This window comes from Paracoccus sulfuroxidans (genome assembly GCF_007830335.1).
GTDB lineage: Bacteria > Pseudomonadota > Alphaproteobacteria > Rhodobacterales > Rhodobacteraceae > Paracoccus > Paracoccus sulfuroxidans.
Genome location: NZ_VLKU01000001.1, coordinates 418,927 through 437,004 on the forward strand (window position 1 = coordinate 418,927; position 18,078 = coordinate 437,004).

General features: G+C 62.0%; 15 protein-coding genes. 12 read left to right on the plus strand and 3 right to left on the minus strand.

What is annotated here, in order from left to right; translation table 11 throughout:
- The first annotated feature begins 212 nt into the window (after window positions 1-212).
- Complete coding sequence (locus IQ24_RS02055; RefSeq protein WP_145396037.1) at window positions 213-875, plus strand: phosphatase PAP2 family protein; 663 nt, start codon at window positions 213-215, stop codon at window positions 873-875.
- A gap of 154 nt (window positions 876-1,029) precedes the next feature.
- On the opposite strand, the gene IQ24_RS02060 is transcribed toward IQ24_RS02055, so the two are convergent.
- Window positions 1,030-1,497, minus strand: a complete 468-nt coding sequence (locus IQ24_RS02060; protein ID WP_145396038.1) for a Phasin — start codon at window positions 1,495-1,497, stop codon at window positions 1,030-1,032.
- Between the two features lie 153 nt (window positions 1,498-1,650).
- On the minus strand, window positions 1,651-3,963 hold the full coding sequence (gene phaC / locus IQ24_RS02065; RefSeq protein ID WP_145396039.1) for a class I poly(R)-hydroxyalkanoic acid synthase: 2,313 nt from the start codon (window positions 3,961-3,963) through the stop codon (window positions 1,651-1,653).
- A 99-nt stretch (window positions 3,964-4,062) separates the two neighbouring features.
- Here phaC and phaZ point away from each other — a divergent pair, with 99 nt between their 5' ends.
- Window positions 4,063-5,415, plus strand: coding sequence for a polyhydroxyalkanoate depolymerase (phaZ, locus tag IQ24_RS02070; RefSeq protein ID WP_145396040.1), 1,353 nt, complete (start codon window positions 4,063-4,065; stop codon window positions 5,413-5,415).
- A gap of 68 nt (window positions 5,416-5,483) precedes the next feature.
- Here the strand turns inward: phaZ and IQ24_RS02075 are convergent, their stop codons facing one another.
- Window positions 5,484-6,227: an alpha/beta hydrolase gene (locus IQ24_RS02075; protein ID WP_145396041.1), complete on the minus strand. Its 744-nt coding sequence runs from the start codon at window positions 6,225-6,227 to the stop codon at window positions 5,484-5,486.
- A gap of 173 nt (window positions 6,228-6,400) precedes the next feature.
- On the opposite strand from IQ24_RS02075, the gene thrS reads away from it, so the two are divergent.
- From thrS to IQ24_RS02125, 10 genes are all read left to right on the plus strand, one after another.
- The gene (thrS, locus tag IQ24_RS02080; RefSeq protein WP_145396042.1) at window positions 6,401-8,347 is read left to right on the plus strand and encodes a threonine--tRNA ligase; all 1,947 of its coding nucleotides are present in this window, start codon (window positions 6,401-6,403) and stop codon (window positions 8,345-8,347) included.
- 203 nt (window positions 8,348-8,550) lie between these two features.
- The gene (locus IQ24_RS02085; protein WP_036743973.1) at window positions 8,551-8,757 is read left to right on the plus strand and encodes a cold-shock protein; all 207 of its coding nucleotides are present in this window, start codon (window positions 8,551-8,553) and stop codon (window positions 8,755-8,757) included.
- Between the two features lie 145 nt (window positions 8,758-8,902).
- Window positions 8,903-10,372, plus strand: a complete 1,470-nt coding sequence (locus tag IQ24_RS02090) for a class I adenylate-forming enzyme family protein (RefSeq protein WP_145396043.1) — start codon at window positions 8,903-8,905, stop codon at window positions 10,370-10,372.
- On the plus strand, window positions 10,369-11,094 hold the full coding sequence (locus IQ24_RS02095) for a class I SAM-dependent methyltransferase (protein ID WP_145396044.1): 726 nt from the start codon (window positions 10,369-10,371) through the stop codon (window positions 11,092-11,094). Before IQ24_RS02090 ends, IQ24_RS02095 begins: the two co-directional genes overlap by 4 nt.
- Window positions 11,091-11,741 carry a DsbA family oxidoreductase gene (locus tag IQ24_RS02100; protein ID WP_145396045.1) on the plus strand — a complete coding sequence of 217 codons (651 nt, stop codon included), beginning with the start codon at window positions 11,091-11,093 and terminating at the stop codon, window positions 11,739-11,741. The genes IQ24_RS02095 and IQ24_RS02100 overlap by 4 nt, the downstream gene beginning before the upstream one ends.
- Before the next feature lie 109 nt (window positions 11,742-11,850).
- Window positions 11,851-14,115, plus strand: a complete 2,265-nt coding sequence (locus IQ24_RS02105; RefSeq protein WP_145396046.1) for an adenosylcobalamin-dependent ribonucleoside-diphosphate reductase — start codon at window positions 11,851-11,853, stop codon at window positions 14,113-14,115.
- Between the two features lie 500 nt (window positions 14,116-14,615).
- Window positions 14,616-15,209, plus strand: coding sequence for an NAD(P)H-dependent oxidoreductase (locus tag IQ24_RS02110; protein WP_145396047.1), 594 nt, complete (start codon window positions 14,616-14,618; stop codon window positions 15,207-15,209).
- Between the two features lie 15 nt (window positions 15,210-15,224).
- Entirely contained in the window at window positions 15,225-15,776 is a 552-nt protein-coding gene (locus tag IQ24_RS02115; protein WP_145396048.1) for a DUF2867 domain-containing protein, read from the plus strand.
- Window positions 15,739-16,914: an AfsA-related hotdog domain-containing protein gene (locus IQ24_RS02120; protein WP_158637470.1), complete on the plus strand. Its 1,176-nt coding sequence runs from the start codon at window positions 15,739-15,741 to the stop codon at window positions 16,912-16,914. Before IQ24_RS02115 ends, IQ24_RS02120 begins: the two co-directional genes overlap by 38 nt.
- Before the next feature lie 4 nt (window positions 16,915-16,918).
- Window positions 16,919-18,073, plus strand: a complete 1,155-nt coding sequence (locus IQ24_RS02125) for an oxidoreductase (protein ID WP_145396050.1) — start codon at window positions 16,919-16,921, stop codon at window positions 18,071-18,073.
- The last annotated feature ends 5 nt before the right edge of the window (window positions 18,074-18,078 follow it).

Below are 18,078 nucleotides of genomic sequence, written 5' to 3' on the forward strand. Positions count from 1 at the left end.
TGGCATTTCTTGCTCTCGGTGTGCAGCGATGAGCCGCGGTATTACAGCTTCGTCTGAGTGCCAAACATCCCCCCTCTTGAGAAGACGCTGCCGCATCAAGGACACCAAGCGGTGCGCCGTCGAGCCCACTTCACTCACCCGAATACGCCATAACGTTGCTGTAAGGTGGCACGCCTATTGGGCCTAGCACTGGCAAACCGAAGAGGCCCCGCGTGTCGCCCCACAAACCCACTGAAGAATTGGCATATCAACTCGGCGTCGCTCTGGCATTCAGCTGCGCGATTGGGCTGTCAATGGCTTTTGTTGATGTTCCCGCCGCACATCTTGCTGCGACCCATGGCACATTTGCTCACTGGGTTATGCGTAAATTAACGCTTCTTGGCGATTCGGGCTGGTCGATCCCCATGGCGACAATCTCAACCTTTGCTGCGATAGCGGTGGGCGAGTCCGTGCCAAAGTGGCAGGTCCAGACTTGGCGCAATGCCAGCCTGTTTGTGTTGATCAATCTGTGCCTCTCGGGAATAGCCTGCATCGTCCTGAAGTCGCTTGTCGGCCGGTTGCGCCCAGATGCAGCCGATCTGGAAAGCAATCTGGTCTTCAGTCACTTTAGCCACTCGGCGCACTGGGCAAGCATGCCCTCGGGACACACAACCACTGCGATGACTGTGGCGTTCTCGCTGGCTGCATTCTTCCCACGCCTGCGTGCTCCCTTGATCACCATAGCTGCGCTGGTCGGTCTCAGCAGAGTGGTTCTGGGTGTCCACTGGGTTAGCGATGTCCTGGCTGGAACCTGGCTGGCTTATATCACTGTGACAGTGACCAGCCTGAAAAAGCCAAGATCGAGCCCTTTCCTTTCCGCGCGCAGCCGAGACTGACGGCCTGATGCGATCCGCTCGACTTGGGATAGCCCTGCCCGACGCCTCGGTCAGCAGGTCGAGGCCTGCCAATACGGGTTTGGCACCCCGCCGTCGCGCATAGAAAAAGGGGCGGTAAACCGCCCCTTTCTCATCATCTTGCAGTTCGAAACAATCAGGCTTTGCTGACGGTGTTCGAAGCAGCGGCGGTGGCTTTCTTCACCGCAGCCTGGGTCTCGCGGGTGGCTTTTTCGGCCACTTTCTGAGCGTCGGCGGCAATGTCCTTGCCAGCGGTCAGCATCAGGTCAACGGTGTCCATCTGGACTTTCTTCGCGACTTCAGCGAAGGCCGCGATGTGCTCGGCGGCCAGTTCGGCCGAAGCGCTGGTGAAGTCCTGAACGGCTTTCGCGTACTCAGCCGGGTCTTCTTTCGAAGCAGCCAGCTCGCCGAAGCGGGCGATGGTGTCTTTCGCCCACTGGGCGGTGATCTCGGTCGAACGCTCGGCGGCGGCCAGGCTGACCTTGGCCAGCTTTTCGCTCAGAGCGGACTGGGATTTGAAAGCTTCCTGGAAGGACGAGGTGTCAACCGGGAACTTCGCGAGGAATTCTTGGGCGGTCTTGGTGAAATCAGGGGTCTTGGCCATTTTGCTCTCCATTGTCAGCAGAGACTTGGGAGGATTGCTAGCTCTGCCATATCGCACATTTCGTAGCCCCTATCTACACGCTGCGGCGCAGCAATTCAAGTCCGAAATGCTGCGCCGCAGAAAATTTTTGTTCTTTTTGTCAGAGGACCGGTTTCAAGGCCGTTCGTGCACGTAAATGCCCGGTGCAGGCCCCATTCCCTCGCCCGGATCGCGCGCGGGAACCGTCGGACCGGAATATCCGGCCAGCCATTGACCCCAGCGGCCCCACCAGCTTCCATCATGCCGCACTGCAGCATTGCGCCATGCCTCATAGCCCTTCTCGAACCCAGCATCCGAAGTGTAGTGGCCGTATTTCTTCTTGCTGGGCGGGTTGATGATGCCCGCGATATGGCCGGATTCGGACAGGATGAAGGTCTTGTCGCGCGAAGCCATCATCGAGACGCCGCGCCAACTGTCGCGCGCCGGGGCGATATGGTCGGTCTCGCAGGCGATGGCACAGATCGGCAGGTCGAGATCGCGGATGTTCAGCTGCTTGCCAAACAGGGTGAAACCTTCGCCCACGAAGGCGTTCTGCTGACAGAGATTGCGCAGATATTCGCTGGCCATGCGCCCCGGCAGGTTCGTGCCGTCACCGTTCCAGAACAGCAGATCGAAGGCCGGAGGCGCCTCGCCCAGCATATAGCTGCGAATCGCCGGGCCCCAGACCAGATCATTCGCCCGCAGGAAACTGAAGGTCCGGGTCATCAGCTTCGACGAGAGTATCCCGGTATGCGAGATCTCTTCCTCGATCCCCGAGACGAAATCGTCCTGTAGATAGGCGGTGAATTCCCCCTGATCCGAGAAATCCGTCAGCGTGGTAAAGAAGGTCGCCGATTTCACCCGGTCGTCGCCGCGCTGCTTCAGCAAGGACAGCGTCAACGACAGCGTGGTCCCGGCGATGCAATAGCCGACGGCGTTCAGCTGATCCTCACCCGTGAGGTCCTGCATACGGTCCATGACTTCCAGATAGGCATTGACGTAATCGTCCATGCCCGTGTCGCCATAGCTGTCGTCGGGGTTCTTCCAGGCCACCACGAACAGCGTGAAGCCCTGATCGACAATCCATTTGATCAGGCTGTTCTGCGGCTTCAGGTCCATGATGTAGAATTTGTTGATCCACGGCGGAAAGATCACCAGCGGCGTCTTGTGCACGCTTTCCGTCGTCGGCGCGTATTGGATCAGCTCATAAAGCCGGGTCCGCGCGACCACGGTGCCCTTGGTGGTGCCGATGTTCTCGCCCACGCGGAAAGCATCGCGATCCGCCAGAGAGACGATCATCTCGCCGCCGTGCTGCTCAACGTCGCGGACCAGATTCTCAAGCCCCTGGACCAGGCTTTCGCCCTCGGTCTCCAGCGCCTTTTCCAGCGCGTCGGGATTGGTCGCCAGAAAGTTGGTCGGCGCCATCATGTCGATGATCTGACGGGTGAACCAGTCGACGCGGCGACGGTCGGTCAGGCTTTCAATGTCCAGCTCACGCGAGGCCTTCTCCATGGCGCTGGCATTGATCTGATACTGGCGCTTCACGAAGTTGAAGAACGGGTGATGCTCCCACAGCGGGTTGGCGAAGCGCCGGTCGCTGGGCCCCTCATCGGGCGGGCTGGTCAGGGTGCCGCGTACCATCGCCGATTGCGCATCGGCGAAATGGCGCAGCGTCTCGCCCCAATAGCTGACCTGCTGTTCGATGATGCGACCGGGCTGTTCGGCCAGCTGCTTCAACCAGGCATTGGTCGCGGTGGTAAACAGGTCCGGACCCGGCCCCTCGACGCCCGGCGCCTTCTGCTTGCGCTGCGCCATGGCGACGGCCAGCCGCTGGGTCAGCGATTCGATCCGGTCGATATTCGCCATCAGTTTTTCAGGCAGATGGCTGTTCACGCCAAAAGCGGCCTCAAGAAATGCGGCCGTGCTGCCGGTCGCCAGATCGGCGCGGTCTGCGTTCGCCTCATGGGGGCTGGGCGCAGGCTGTTGGGCGGGCAGAGGAGCCGCCGCTGCCTCGGCCGGGACAGGTTTCGGGGCTTCAGTTGCCGGGGCAGCCTTGTCAGCGGCAACAGGCTTGCGACGACCAGTCGTGCGCGTGTCGGCGCGGGCGGTGACGCGGGCACGGGCCGAGGTCGCGGATTTCGCGGAAGCGGCTGATTTTGCGGCGGCTCTTGCCGCAGGCTTTGCTGCAGCTGCATTCTTCGCAGGCGCAGCATTGGCCTTTGATGACCCGGCCGAAACCGTCTGCGCCTTCGCTCCTGCACGGGCCGAAGCCTTCGCTGCAGGCTTTCTTGCGGCCTTCGTCGGCGCAGTTTCCGGGCTTCCTTCCGAGGACTTTCCAGTACGGCGAGAGGCGCTCTTGGCGGGGGTTTTTACAGGCTCGGCCGAGGCGGCGGCTGTGACATTCTTCGCCCGGTTCGCCGCGCCTGCATTGTCTTCATTGCCCGACATAATTGACAATCCTCCCTAACCATAAAATCATTATGCTTACCCGGACACGCAGGTAAAGCGCTGTCCTGCGCGGCGAGCCAGTAAAATGAATAGGTATCCATGAAGACTTACAAGGGCGCGAAGGGCATCATCTCCTACGATGCGATGGAGACGATCCGCAACACCAGCGAATGGATGGGCGCCAGCGCTCGGGCCATGGCTTCCTATCCGGCATTCGCCTTGATCCCGCATCCGGTCTTCAAGCTGATGTCGGCCTGGGGACGGGTGACCGAGCGCAGCTTTGCGCGCATGGTCATCAAGCCGGACTGGGAAATCCCGCCGATCGTCTCCGAGGGCGGTCAGGACCATATCGTCTATGTCGAGACCGTGCTCAAACGCGATTTCGGCGATCTGATTCATTTCCGCGTTGCCCGCCGCGCCCCCATGCCGCGCAAGGTGCTGCTCGTCGCCCCGATGTCGGGGCATTATGCGACCCTGCTGCGCTCCACCGTCACCTCGCTACTGCCTGATTGTGAGGTTTATGTGACGGACTGGCACAACGCCCGCGACATCCCGGTCAGCTGCGGCAAGTTCGATGTCGAGGATTATACGAAATACCTCGTCGACTTCATCCGCCACATGGGCCCCGACACCAATGTAATCGCGATCTGCCAGCCCGCGCCGCTGGCGCTGGCCGCGACCGCGATCCTGGCCGAGCAGGACCCCAAGGCCCAGCCCAGCTCTCTGATCCTCATTGGCGGCCCCATCGACCCCGATGCCGCCGCGACCGAGGTCACCGATTTCGGCAACCGCGTCACCATGGGCGAGCTGGAGCATATGATGATCCAGCAGGTCGGCTTCAAATATCGCGGCTGTGGCCGGATGGTCTATCCGGGGCTCGCACAGCTCAGCTCGTTCATCGCCATGAATGCCGAAACCCATGCCAAGGCCTTCATCGACAAGATCTTTGCCGAGGCGCGGGGCGAGGGTTCGGAAAGCGACCGCCACAACGTCTTCTATGACGAATATCTGGCGGTCATGGACATGACGGCCGAATTCTACCTCTCGACGGTCGAGCGGATCTTCAAAGGGCTCGAGATCGCGCAGAACCGCTTCTCGGTCGATGGCAGGCCCGTGGACCTGACGCTCATCAAGGATGTGGCGGTGATGACGGTCGAAGGCGCGAATGACGACATCTCGGCGCCTGGCCAATGCGTCGCGGCGCTCGATCTCTGCACCGGCGTCCCGCCCGAGAAAAAGGTCCAGCACCTCGAGCCCGGCGCCGGGCATTACGGCATCTTTGCAGGCAAAAGCTGGCGTCTGAACATCCGCCCGCTGGTTCTGGACTTCATCGACGAACAGTCGCGCGACGCCAAGCCCGAAAGCCCGCGCCGCCGTCGCCGTGGAGGCGCCAGCCTGCCGCCCAGCGACCGCCATGACCCGGCCGAATCCGATCAGAAGATCGCGGTCTGACCGGCTCTTGCACTGAATGAAACGGCGGTCGCCTCGCAGCGGCCGCCGTCGCCATTTGTGCGAACGCTTCAGCGTCCGCTGACCTCGTCGATGGCTGTGACAATGGCCGCCAGACAGTCCGGCGTTGAGAAGCGGTGATCCGCCCCCTTGACCAGCAACAGCCGCATATCGGGCCCCTCCGCATGGTTCAGTAATGCCGTCGCCCAATCGACAGGCACGTCTTCATCGGCGGTGCCCTGCAGGAAACGCACCGGGAAGGGCAAGGACAGCGGCTGGTTCATCACCAGCTGGTCGCGCCCCTCTTCGATCAGACGGCGGGTGATGACATAGGGCTCATCGCCATACTCACTCGGCAACTCAAGCCGCCCGTCCCGCAGCAACCGCTCGCGCGCCTCGGCATCGAACCCCGCCCAGAAGCCTTGCTCGGTGAAATCCGGCGCAGCCGCAATGGTCACCAGCCCCGCAACGCGTTCAGACATCGCCCGCGCCACCAAAAGGCTGATCCAGCCCCCCATCGAGGACCCCACCAGAACCTGCGGCCCCTCGGTCAATTCCTCGATCACGGCACGCGCATCCAGAAACCAGTCGCCGATGGCGCCGTCCTCGAACGCGCCTTCCGACTCGCCATGACCCGAGTAATCAAAGCGCAAAAACGCCCGCCCCTCACGCCGGGCCCATTCCTCCAGAAAAACCGCCTTTGTCCCCTGCATGTCGGATTTGAACCCGCCCAGGAACACGACGCCCGGCCCCTGCCCCGGAACCCGGTTGAAGGCGATCCGCCGCCCCTCTCTTGTCTTCAGAACTTCCGTCATTCTTTCATGCCCAAATATCCTGCGGGGGAGTCGCGCCTGCGCGACGGGGGCGCAAAGCCCCCACTTCACGCAACCTCCCCTCATTGACATCCCCACGCAAGCGCGTCAAACCGCAGCCACCATAACCCGCAACCGGGCGTTCCGTGGGCGCCAAACTGACGAGGAGGACAGACATGTCCCAGATTTCCCTGACCTTTCCCGATGGCAATTCGCGTGACTATCCGGCTGGCGTGACCGCCGCTGAAGTCGCCGCGTCGATTGCGCCCAGCCTGGCGAAGAACGCGATTTCGGCTCAGGTCGATGGCAAGCATGTCGACCTGCAATGGCCGATCACGGCCAGCGGCACCATCTCGATCAACACGATGAAGGACGAAGGTCCGGCGCTGGAACTGATCCGCCACGACCTCGCCCATATCATGGCCCGCGCCGTGCAGGAAATCTGGCCCGATGTGAAGGTCACCATCGGCCCGGTCCGCGATGCCGGCTGGTTTTATGACTTCGACCGCGCCGAGCCCTTCACGCCCGAAGACCTCGGCCAGATCGAACAGAAGATGAAGCAGATCATCGCCGCCCGTGACGCGGTCAAGACCGAGGTCTGGAACCGCGACCGCGCGGTGAAATATTACGAAGACCGCAATGAGCCCTTCAAAGTCGAGCTGATCAACCGCATCCCCGAGGGTGAGGATCTGCGGATGTATTGGCACGGCGACTGGCAGGATCTCTGCCGCGGTCCGCACCTGCAGACAACGGGTCAGGTTCCGGCCGATGCCTTCAAGCTGACGCATGTCGCGGGCGCTTACTGGCTGGGCGACGCCTCGCGCCCCATGCTGCAGCGCATCTATGGCATCGCCTTCCGCAACCGCGATGACCTGAAGGCGCATCTGACCATGCTGGAAGAGGCCGCCAAGCGCGACCACCGCAAGCTTGGTCGGGAAATGGATCTCTTCCACATGCAGGAAGAGGCCCCCGGTCAGGTCTTCTGGCACCCGAACGGCTGGACGATCTACACCACGCTTCAGGACTATATGCGCCGCCAGCAGCGTCGCGGCGGCTATGTCGAGGTGAACACGCCGCAAGTGGTGAACCGCAAGCTGTGGGAAGCCTCGGGCCATTGGGAAAACTATCAGGAGCATATGTTCATCGTCGAAGTCGACGAGGATCACGCGCGCGAAAAGACCGTCAACGCGCTGAAGCCGATGAACTGCCCCTGCCACGTCCAGATCTTCAACGTCGGCCTGAAATCCTATCGTGACCTGCCGCTGCGCATGGCCGAATTCGGCTCGTGCAACCGCTATGAGCCCTCGGGCGCGCTGCATGGCATCATGCGCGTGCGCGGTTTCACGCAGGATGACGCGCATATCTTCTGCACCGAAGATCAGATCGAACCCGAGACGAAGAAATTCATCGAATTTCTGTCGATGATCTACAAGGATCTCGGCTTCGAGGAATTCCGCGTCAAGCTGTCCACGCGCCCCGATCACCGCATCGGCTCGGAAGAAAGCTGGGACATCGTCGAGGGCGCGCTGGCCGCCGCCGTGACCAAGGCGGGCTACAGCTATGAGCTCAGCCCCGGCGAAGGCGCGTTCTATGGCCCGAAGCTGGAATTCGTGCTGCGCGACGCCATCGGCCGCGACTGGCAATGCGGCACGTTGCAAGTCGACCCGAACCTGCCCGAGCGGCTGGATGCGAATTACATCGGCGAGGATGGCGCGAAACACCGCCCCTATATGCTGCACCGCGCGGTGCTGGGCTCGTTCGAGCGCTTCATCGGCATCCTGCTGGAAAGCTCGGCCGGCAAGCTTCCGCTGTGGCTGACGCCCCGGCAGGTGGTCGTCGCTTCGATCGTTTCGGATGCGGATGATTACGTCCATGAGGTCGTGCAGACCCTGCGCCAAGCGGGCCTTCGCGCCGAGGCCGATACGCGGAACGAGAAGATCAATTACAAGGTCCGCGAGCATTCCGTCGGCAAGGTTCCGGTCATCATGGCCATCGGCATGAAAGAGGTGGCCGAGCGTACGGTCTCGATCCGCAGGCTGGATCAGCAGGGCAGCCGCACCATCTCGCTTGACGAAGCCGTGGAAACCTTGTCGAAAGAGGCAACTGCACCGGACCAGCGATAATCTGCCTATCTTTTAGGATAGGTTGACGCTGCGTAAGTGCAATCCACGCATTCACGCTTGCGTTTTTAGGCGAATCGTTATCCTCTCTTACGCGTGAGCACTACTTTCTACCGCCTCGCCTCTCATGGGCAGCTGGACTTACTGGAAGGGGCTGCACGGCCCGGAGCAATCTCGCTTCGGGAACACTTGAAGGAGAGACGGTAATGGCTACCGGCACCGTAAAATGGTTCAACGCCACCAAGGGCTATGGTTTCATCGCGCCGGATGATGGCGGCAAAGATGTCTTCGTTCACATCTCGGCAGTCGAGCGCGCGGGCCTTACCGGCCTGAACGACAACCAGAAGATCGAATATGAGCTTCAGTCCGGCCGCGACGGCCGCAGCTCGGCTTCGGACCTGAAACTGCTCTGAGGCAGTTCACCCCCGGAATTTCATGGCGGCCCGTGCCAGCGGGCCGCCATTCAAACTTTGTTGCATCTGGACAGGTTCCTTTCAGCGCGTTTCATTGACGCCTGATTCCGGCAAGCCCCGGAGCAGAGGGACTGAAAGGACAGCAATGAATCTGGCCGAACACGTGCTCACCGCAGGGCTGGGAACCCCGGACAAACTGGCCATGTCCATCGTGGGTCTCAGCCGCGCGGATCGCTGGTCCTATGCGCGGCTGCGCCAGTCCGTGCTGGGAACCGCCACCGGCCTCTTGGAAGCGGGCCTGCGTCCCGGCGACCGGCTGCTGATGCGTCTTGGAAATACGCCCGCCTTTCCCGTGACTTATCTGGCAGCCATCGCCGCAGGGATCGTTCCGGTCCCGACCTCGGCCATGCTGACGGCGCGCGAGATCACCTCGCTGGCCCGCGTGGTCCGCCCCGCCGCCATCGTGGCCGACAGCGGGGTGGCGCTGCCGGACGACCCGGCCCCGGTCATCCCGGCTGAACAGCTTGGTGAATTCGCGTCCCTGCCCCCGGCCAGCTTCCAGCAGGGTGACCCGGACCGGCTGGCCTATATCGTCTTCACCTCGGGCACCTCGGGCAAGCCGCGCGCGGTCTGCCATGCCCATCGCGCCATTCTAGCGCGCCGGATGATGTTTCAGGGCTGGTATGGGCTTGAGCCCACGGACCGGCTGCTGCATGCGGGCGCGTTCAACTGGACCTTTACGCTCGGCACCGGCCTCATGGACCCCTGGACCAAGGGCGCGACGGCGCTGATCCCCGCCGATGGCACCACACCCGAGCAGATCCCGCTTCTGGCCTCGCGCCACGGGGCCACGCTGATCGCCGCGGCGCCGGGCGTTTTCCGGCGCATGCTGCGGGCCGATTGGACGCCCTGGCAGGGGCTGCGTCACGGGTTGACGGCGGGCGAGCGCCTCGACCCCGCGCTGCGGCAGGATTGGCAGCAGCGCACGGGCAGCGACCTGCATGAGGCGATGGGCATGTCCGAATGCTCGACCTTCCTGTCGGGCAGCCCGGACCGCCCCGCGCCCCACGGCACCGCAGGCTTTCCCCAACCCGGCCGCCGCATCGCCATCCTGACCGAAGAGGGCACCGAGGCCCCGGTCGGCGAGGCGGGGGAGCTGGCCGTCCACCGCTCGGATCCCGGGCTCTATCTGGGCTATCTGGACCAGCCCGAGGACACTGCCGCCCGCTTTCACGGCGACTGGTTCCTGACCGGCGATCTGGCGCAGGCCTCGGCGGACGGGGCCATCACCACGCTGGGCCGTGGCGATGACATGATGAATGCGGGCGGCTTCCGCCTCTCGCCCGGCGAGGTCGAGGATGCGCTGGCCCTCGTTCCTGGGGCCGGAGACATCGCCGCGACCGAGATCCCCGTGGCCAATGGCGCCAGCGTCATTGTCGCCTTCTGGACCGGCGAGGCCACGCGTGCGGTGATGGAAGCGGCGGGCGCGGCCAGCCTTGCGCGTTATAAACAGCCGCGCGAATACATCCATCTGGACGCCCTGCCCCGCACCGCAACCGGCAAGATCAACCGCCGCGCGCTGCGCGAGGCCCATCGCAAGGACCGCGTGGAATGACGAATGGCTGGGAAAGCTCGGCGGCCGCATGGATCGCCGATCAGGGCGAGACGGGCGATTTCTCGCGCCGCTTTGTGCTGGATGAGCCGATGCTGGCGCGGGTCCGCGGGCGCGGATTTGCCAATGCGCTGGACGTCGGCTGTGGCGAGGGGCGGTTCTGCCGCCTGCTGCGCGACGAAGGCGTCGCCACGACCGGGATCGACCCGACGCCATCGCTGCTGGCCGCCGCCCAAAGCCGCGACCCGAAGGGCGAATATCTCGAGGCCGGAGCCGAGGCGCTGCCCTTTCCCGACGACAGTTTTGATCTGGTGGTCAGCTACCTGACCCTTATCGACATTGAGGACAGCACGCGCGGCATTCAGGAAATGGCCCGCGTGCTGCGGCCGGGCGGCGCGCTGCTGATCGCCAATCTCAACAGCTTCAACACCGCAGGCGGCTGGATGCGCAGCGACGGTCCGGTGCAGGGGTTCCGGCTCGACCACTATCTTCAGCCGCGCGCCGAATGGGTCAGCTGGCGCGGCATCCATATTCGCAACTGGCATCGCCCGTTCCGCGACTATATGCAGCCGCTGCTGGCCACCGGCCTGCTGCTGCGTCATTTCGACGAGCCAGAACCCCATGGCGACACTGCGACCGCCAACCGCTTTCGCCGCGCGCCCTATTTCCACATCATGGAATGGGAAAAGCCCGCAGCCCGCGCCACGACAGGAGAGCCCCGATGACCGCCTCGGTCCGCCTTGATATCTTCGCCGATCCGGTCTGCCCCTGGTGCCTGATCGGCAAGGCCCAGCTGGATCGCGCGCTGGAAAGCCGCCCCGATCATCCCTTCGCGATCACCTGGCACCCCTATGAGCTGAACCCCGGCCTGCCGCCCGAGGGCGTGCCCTATGTCGATTACATGCTGGCGAAGTTCCGCAACGAAAAGGGCATCATCGAGGCCATGGGTCCAGTCATGCAGGCCTCTGAACGGCTAGGGCTTTGGATCAACCCCGCGCTGATCGAGCGGATGCCGAACACCCGCAACGCCCATCGGCTGATGCATTGGGCGGGGCTGGAGGGTGTGCAGACCCCGGTCATGTCCGCCCTGATGCGGGCGCATTGGCGCGAGGGGCGCAACATCTCGAACCCCGATGTGCTGGTCGAGATCGGAGAGAAGGCCGGGATGAAGCCCGAAATGATCCGCCGCCTTCTGGCCACCGATGCCGATCTTGATCAGGTCGCGATCCGCGAACGTCACGCGGCAGAACGCGGCATCACTGCAGTGCCTACCTTCATCATCGCCGATCAGCACGCCATCTCGGGCGCGCAACCGGTCGAATTGTGGCAGAATGTCATCGACGAACTGACGGGGCAGCCTCCGTCAAACTGACCGGCCGCGTCGAAGATTTGGCGCCGGATCGGGCGCCAATAGCTCTGGCTTTCTGGGTCAGGGAGGCTTATTTAGTATGCCTCCCCTGACCGCAGCCAAGGATATAGTCATGACCCGTTTTGCAGCCCCTATTGCCGAGCAGATCTGGGACATGAAGTATCGGCTGAAGGACGCCGAATCGAAGCCGGTCGATCTATCGATCGAAGATAGCTGGCGTCGCGTCGCCCGTGACCTCGCCTCGGTAGAAAAGAACCCCGAGCATTGGGAAGACCGCTTCTACACCGCTCTTGAGGATTTCAAATTTTTGCCCGCAGGCCGGATCCTTGCGGGCGCGGGCACCGGACGCTCGGTGACGCTGTTCAACTGCTTCGTCATGGGCACGATCCCCGACAGCATGGCCGGCATTTTCGAGATGCTGAAAGAGGCCGCGCTGACCATGCAGCAGGGCGGCGGCATCGGCTATGATTTCTCGACCATCCGCCCGCGCGGCGCGGTGGTGAAGGGCGTAGCGGCGGATGCCTCGGGTCCGCTGAGCTTCATGGATGTCTGGGACGCCATGTGCCGCACCATCATGTCCGCAGGCTCGCGTCGGGGGGCGATGATGGCGACGATGCGCTGCGACCACCCCGATATCGAACAGTTCATCGAGGCCAAGCAGGACAGCGCACGGCTGCGCATGTTCAACCTCTCGGTCCTTGTCACCGATGATTTCATGGATGCGGTCAAGGCCGACGGCCCCTGGGATCTGGTCTTTGACGGCAAGGTCTATCACACGGTGAGGGCGCTGGATCTGTGGAACCGGATCATGCGCGCGACCTATGATTTTGCCGAGCCGGGCGTCATCTTCATCGACCGGATCAACAAGGCCAACAACCTCAACTATGTCGAGACCATCGCGGCCACGAACCCCTGCGGTGAGCAGCCGCTGCCGCCCTATGGCGCCTGCCTGCTGGGCTCGGTCAACCTTGCGCGGCTGGTCGAAGCGCCGTTCACCGACAAGGCACGGCTGAACCCCGAGGCGCTGGACACGCTGGTGCGGACCGCCGTGCGGATGATGGACAATGTCGTCGACGCCTCGCGCTTCCCGCTGCCGCAGCAAGAGGCCGAGGCGCATGCCAAGCGCCGCATCGGTCTGGGCGTGACCGGCCTTGCCGACGCCCTGCTGATGCTGGGCCTGCGCTATGGCGCGAAAGATGCGGTCGAGCAGACGCGTGTCTGGATGAAAGCCATCGCACGCTCGGCCTATCTGGCCTCGGTCGATCTGGCCAAGGAGAAAGGGGCCTTCCCGCTCTTCGAGGCAGACGCCTATCTCACATCGGGCTTCATGCAGCGGATGGATGCGGATGTGCGTGACGCCGTGCGCGAACATGGCATCCGCAACGCCCTGCTGACCTCGATTGCCCCGACCGGCACGATCAGCCTTTACGCGGGTAACGTGAGCTCGGGGATCGAGCCGGTCTTTGCCTATGCCTATACGCGCAAGGTCCTGCAGAAGGACGGCTCGCGGACCGAGGAAGAGGTCGTCGATTACGCCGTGCAGATGTGGCGCGACCTGAAGGGCGACGCGCCCCTGCCCGACTATTTCGTCAACGCGCAGACGCTGGCTCCGCTGGATCACGTCGCCATGCAGGCGGCCGCGCAGGAATGGGTCGACAGCTCGATCTCGAAGACGATCAACTGCCCCGAGGACATCAGCTTCGAGGCGTTCAAGGACGTCTATATGGCCGCCTGGGATCAGGGCTGCAAAGGCTGCACGACCTATCGCCCGAACGACGTCACCGGCAGCGTCCTGTCGGTCAGCGAAACGAGCGAAAAGGCCCCCGAGGCCGATACCGGCGCCGATGTCGTCTATCTGACCGAGCCGCTGGACCGGCCCTCGGCGCTGGAAGGCGCGACCTACAAGCTGAAGTTCCCCGGCAGCGAGCATGCCATCTACATCACCATCAATGACGTGGTGCAGGCCGGACATCGCCGCCCGTTCGAGGTTTTCATCAACTCGAAGAACATGGAGCATTACGCCTGGACCGTCGCGCTGACGCGGATGATCTCGGCCGTGTTCCGGCGCGGTGGCGACGTGTCCTTCGTCGTCGAAGAGCTGAAAGCGGTGTTCGATCCGCGCGGCGGCGCATGGATCGAGGGGCGCTACGTGCCCTCAATCCTCGCGGCCATCGGCGGCGTCATCGAACGCCATCTGATCGCCACGGGCTTCATCGCGGGCGAAGGCATGGGGCTGAAATCCGACCCGAAAGCCAATGTCGTCGCCATCGGAGAGACGCCGCGCGGCCCCGCCTGCCCCTCCTGCGGACAGTTCGGGATGCGCATGATCGAGGGCTGCATGACCTGCCCCTCTTGCGGTCATTCGAAATGCGGCTGACCGCCGTTCGAGTTTGATTTCTGCCAGATCATCGCCACCTGCCCTCCGAGTGAAGGCAGGCGGCGAATCATTTTGACGCGCTGCAGGACGGGCCGATCGTGCTGCCGGATCATCCGGGCGACGAAACCGGGTTTAGCACAATTCAGACTGAACGCTTTTGTTTATGAATATCTTTCTGCACTTGCATAATAAATTTCAGGAACGAGGTTCTTTCATTTGGCAGGATCAGAGGGAAATCTTACCGCTCCTGTTCCGGTGTTACCAATAAGCGTCATCTATTCGTCGTAAATTCAAGGTGTTCCGCCGGGTTTTCGGACATTCCGATTTCGCCACCGAGTCGCGGCATTCAGCGCATCGAAAATGCTGCAACAGCAAAAAGCCGCTTAGGATCGCAAAACGCGCTTTTCGCGTTCACGCTACCTGTGCTAGAAAACGCCCATTAGAATATAATACCTTGATATATTAGTTGGTTCAAAATTTTTTGCTCACGGGGGTATTCCATGAGAGTCCTTGTTGTTTCAGGTCACCCTGACTTGAACAGATCGCGCGTGAATGCCGAATTCCTCGAACAATTGTCCGAGAGTTCTGCGACCATTCATCGCCTTTCAGAAAATCATCGTCACTACGAATTTGACATTGCTCGTGAGCAGGATCTTCTTCGCAGACATGATCGTATCGTGTTTCTGTTCCCTCTTTACTGGTATTCTGTCCCTGCATTGATGAAGAAATGGCTGGACGATGTGTTCCTGCCGGGCTTCGCCTATGCCAGGGGCGGCGACAAGCTTGCCGATAAAGAGTTTCTGGTGGTAACCGCCGTCGGCGCACCCGCCGAAGGCTATCGTGCAGGTGGTTTCAACAATTACACCATCGACGAATTGTTGCGCCCGATCCAGCAAACGGCATTCTATGTCAAAGCGCGCTATCTTCCTCCGATCTCGGTCTATGAATCCGTGTTCATCGAGGATGCCGCCATCAAGACCGAGGTCAAGAGCCTGCTGCCGCGCATCATCGGCGCGCAGGAACGCCCTGATGAGGTCTATGAAAAGCTGCTGCTCAAGGCGGAAGCTGCGCAGATCGAACTGATTTCAGCCTGACCGAAAGGGAATGTCATGACCAGCCGTTGCAACGAAACAGGTGCATTACTGGCTGATCAGCGTGACAGGCTGAATTTCTATCATCAGGATCAAACCTGGATCGACGCGCGTATGAACGCGCTTGATGCCTATCACGCATTGACCTCCTATAACCCTGCGCCGTTGCGGCTGTCATTCTGGCTTCGCGACGCCATCGGCAGGATATTCGGCCTGGAGCCAATTACGGGCTTCAAAGGGGCCGGTTCTTTTGCCGAGGGCAAGCCGGGGGACAAGATTGATTTCTTTGAGGTTCTTTACGCTTCAAAGGATGAACTCGCCGTGACCTCCCGCGACAAGCATTTGATTGTCGTGGTGTCGATTTGCCTTGATGCGCCAGTCGGTGATTTGCGCCGGTTGAGCCTCGTGACTTCGGTCAAGACCCATAACCTTCTGGGTCGGGCCTATATGCTTCCGGTCGGGCCGGCGCATGGGATTATTGTCCGCAAAATGCTCGGTCACATTTCGAATAAAAAGTTTGGTGGTTCAAATCATGACACAGCATCCGATTACTCCAAAGATTCTTCATAAAGACTGCACCGAAGACGTCCTGCTGAAGAATTTCGATCTGATCCTGCCTGCCCTCATCGGCCCCGAGGAAACGGTTGCGCTGAAATCCGGCCTCGCATTCGATGAGATCGGGCTTTTGAACAAGGCCTATCGGTCGCTCGGTGATCAGCTGTTCCTGCGCGCGGCCCCTACGCATATTCCGCTGGATGCGGTTGAAAGCGCCGACAGTTTCCAGTTCGATCTGTCGCAATTCTATGAGAATACCGGGCTGGAATGGCGCATTACGTCCAGCACTCTGCCCAGCAATATCGCGCAATATTTCGCGCGCTTTTCCGAGGCAGACAATCTGTCAACCGAACAGCGGATGCGGTTGGCAACCCTGATGGCCACGCGAATTGAAAACGGTATCTGCCCAATCAACCGCTATGACGTTCTGAACGATACGACGAATTACTTCTTCTATCGCAAATCGCATGAGCATGTTCCGGGGCTGATGCTGATCGAAATTGCCCGTCAGGCGATGTATCATTATTTCTACAATCACAGCGGTTATGCGCGCGGTGATGTCTCGATTTCGATCTCCAGCCTCGAGGTTGAGTTCTCGAGCTATGTCGAATCCGCCTATGATCTTGAGGTGGTCGTCACCCAGACGCAGATGCAGGCCCGCAAGCAGCCGCGTTTCGTCGACAAGACGGCGTCGTTTTACCAGAATGGCCGGCTCGTCTCGCGCGTGCGCCTGCAGGGCGGTGCGATGAAGATGAAGCTTTTCAAGCGGATGCGGACGCTGAAGTTCCCGTCCGGGCATTGGTTCCTGCCCTCGGCCCGGGTGCAGTCCAGCGCCTTCGTGACCGATGTCGCGGGCACCTTGCAGAACGTGCGGATCGAGGCGCTTTCGATGTCCGCCGTCCGTCTGGCCAGCGCGCCGAATGTGCAAGACGATCTGCGCAGTCTAACTTTCCACGTCGAGGGGCATGGCTTCCTGACCCTGCCTCTGGTGGGTCCGGGTCAGGACTGCGCCGATGGTCAACACGAGATCTCTTTCGCAAATCTCTCGGCCGAGCAGCGCTATGACCTGCAGGAAACCATCAAATGTCATTGTTTCTTCACCGAAGACGCCTCGGTCACGGTTGAGCCCGCCAAACTCGCCGCCACGGCCTGACGCGATGGGCCATGGTCGCTATCCCTTCGCCCTGTCTTCGCTCCGTCTGGGGCGGAGCATCCGGCTGCGGAACCGCATCTTCTTCGCGCCTATGGGGATCGATGTCGCGCATCCCGACGGCACCGCATCCGAAGAGATGGCGGCCTTCTATCGCGGCATCATCGGCGGCGGGCCGGGGATGGTGGTGCTTGGGAATGCCTCAGTCGATGCGGGCACACGCTTGCAGGAACGCGGCCTTTGCCTTCACGACCGGCGGCAAGCCCAGGCGCTGGCCCCGCTGCTGCGCTATGGTCAGGATCGCGACTGCCCGGTCGTCGTGCAGCTTCAGCATTACGGCGCGCAGGGCAGCGTGCGGATGGGCGGTGGCGCGCTCATGTCGCCCAGCGGCGTGCCCTGCCCGCGCATAGCCAAGGCCGATCCCGACTATCGCACCGTCGCCATGACGATGGACGACATCCGCGCCGTGCAGGCGCAGTTCGCCCGGGCGGCGGCGCTGGCCCAGCAGGCGGGGGCGCGGCTTATTTCGCTGCAGGCGTCGAACGGCTATCTGCTAAGCTCGTTCCTCTCGCCCCATACCAATCGGCGGCAGGACGAATATGGCGGCGATGCTGCGCGCCGCATGCGTTTCCTGCTGGAGGTGATCGCCGCAATCCGCACCGCCGCGCCGGGGATCGAGATTTCCGTCCGGCTTGGCATCGACGATTGCCTGCCCGAGGGCGGCCAGCGCCCCGATCTGCTGCTGCCCTGCCTTGTGATGCTGGAACAGGCAGGGGTCGCATCGCTTGAATGCTCGATGTCGATCGGCCAGACCTTTGCCTCGATGCTGAGCTATTCGCCCGAGGCCAGCCAGCGCCTGCAGGATGGCGTGGCGACAATCCGCAAGGGCACCGGTCTGAAGCTGGGATTTGCAGGCTTCGTCGGCAGCCTTGAGGCGGCTGAAGAGGCGATGCTCGCCACCGGCGCCGATCTGATCGGCATGACCCGCGCGCTATTCGCCGACAATGATCTGGTCGCGAAGGCGGCCGCCGGAGACCCGGGCATTCACCGCTGCCGCTTTGACGGCAACTGCTTTCGCGACAAGGGCAATCCCCGGCTGGACCGGGTCTATTGCTGCGTCAATCCGAAATATCTCCGCCCTGCGGAAATCGTTTATTCATAGGTTCT

Bases quoted from the DNA above. Each gene is read 5' to 3' on its own strand.
- phaC (WP_145396039.1), bottom strand. From the start codon at position 3,963: ATGTCGGGCAATGAAGACAATGCAGGCGCGGCGAACCGGGCGAAGAAT.
- IQ24_RS02075 (WP_145396041.1), bottom strand. From the start codon at position 6,227: ATGACGGAAGTTCTGAAGACAAGAGAGGGGCGGCGGATCGCCTTCAAC.
- IQ24_RS02095 (WP_145396044.1), top strand. From the start codon at position 10,369: ATGACGAATGGCTGGGAAAGCTCGGCGGCCGCATGGATCGCCGATCAG.
- IQ24_RS02115 (WP_145396048.1), top strand. From the start codon at position 15,225: ATGACCAGCCGTTGCAACGAAACAGGTGCATTACTGGCTGATCAGCGT.
- IQ24_RS02090 (WP_145396043.1), top strand. From the start codon at position 8,903: ATGAATCTGGCCGAACACGTGCTCACCGCAGGGCTGGGAACCCCGGAC.
- IQ24_RS02085 (WP_036743973.1), top strand. From the start codon at position 8,551: ATGGCTACCGGCACCGTAAAATGGTTCAACGCCACCAAGGGCTATGGT.
- IQ24_RS02105 (WP_145396046.1), top strand. From the start codon at position 11,851: ATGACCCGTTTTGCAGCCCCTATTGCCGAGCAGATCTGGGACATGAAG.
- phaZ (WP_145396040.1), top strand. From the start codon at position 4,063: ATGAAGACTTACAAGGGCGCGAAGGGCATCATCTCCTACGATGCGATG.
- IQ24_RS02110 (WP_145396047.1), top strand. From the start codon at position 14,616: ATGAGAGTCCTTGTTGTTTCAGGTCACCCTGACTTGAACAGATCGCGC.
- IQ24_RS02100 (WP_145396045.1), top strand. From the start codon at position 11,091: ATGACCGCCTCGGTCCGCCTTGATATCTTCGCCGATCCGGTCTGCCCC.
- thrS (WP_145396042.1), top strand. From the start codon at position 6,401: ATGTCCCAGATTTCCCTGACCTTTCCCGATGGCAATTCGCGTGACTAT.
- IQ24_RS02060 (WP_145396038.1), bottom strand. From the start codon at position 1,497: ATGGCCAAGACCCCTGATTTCACCAAGACCGCCCAAGAATTCCTCGCG.
- IQ24_RS02120 (WP_158637470.1), top strand. From the start codon at position 15,739: ATGACACAGCATCCGATTACTCCAAAGATTCTTCATAAAGACTGCACC.
- IQ24_RS02125 (WP_145396050.1), top strand. From the start codon at position 16,919: ATGGGCCATGGTCGCTATCCCTTCGCCCTGTCTTCGCTCCGTCTGGGG.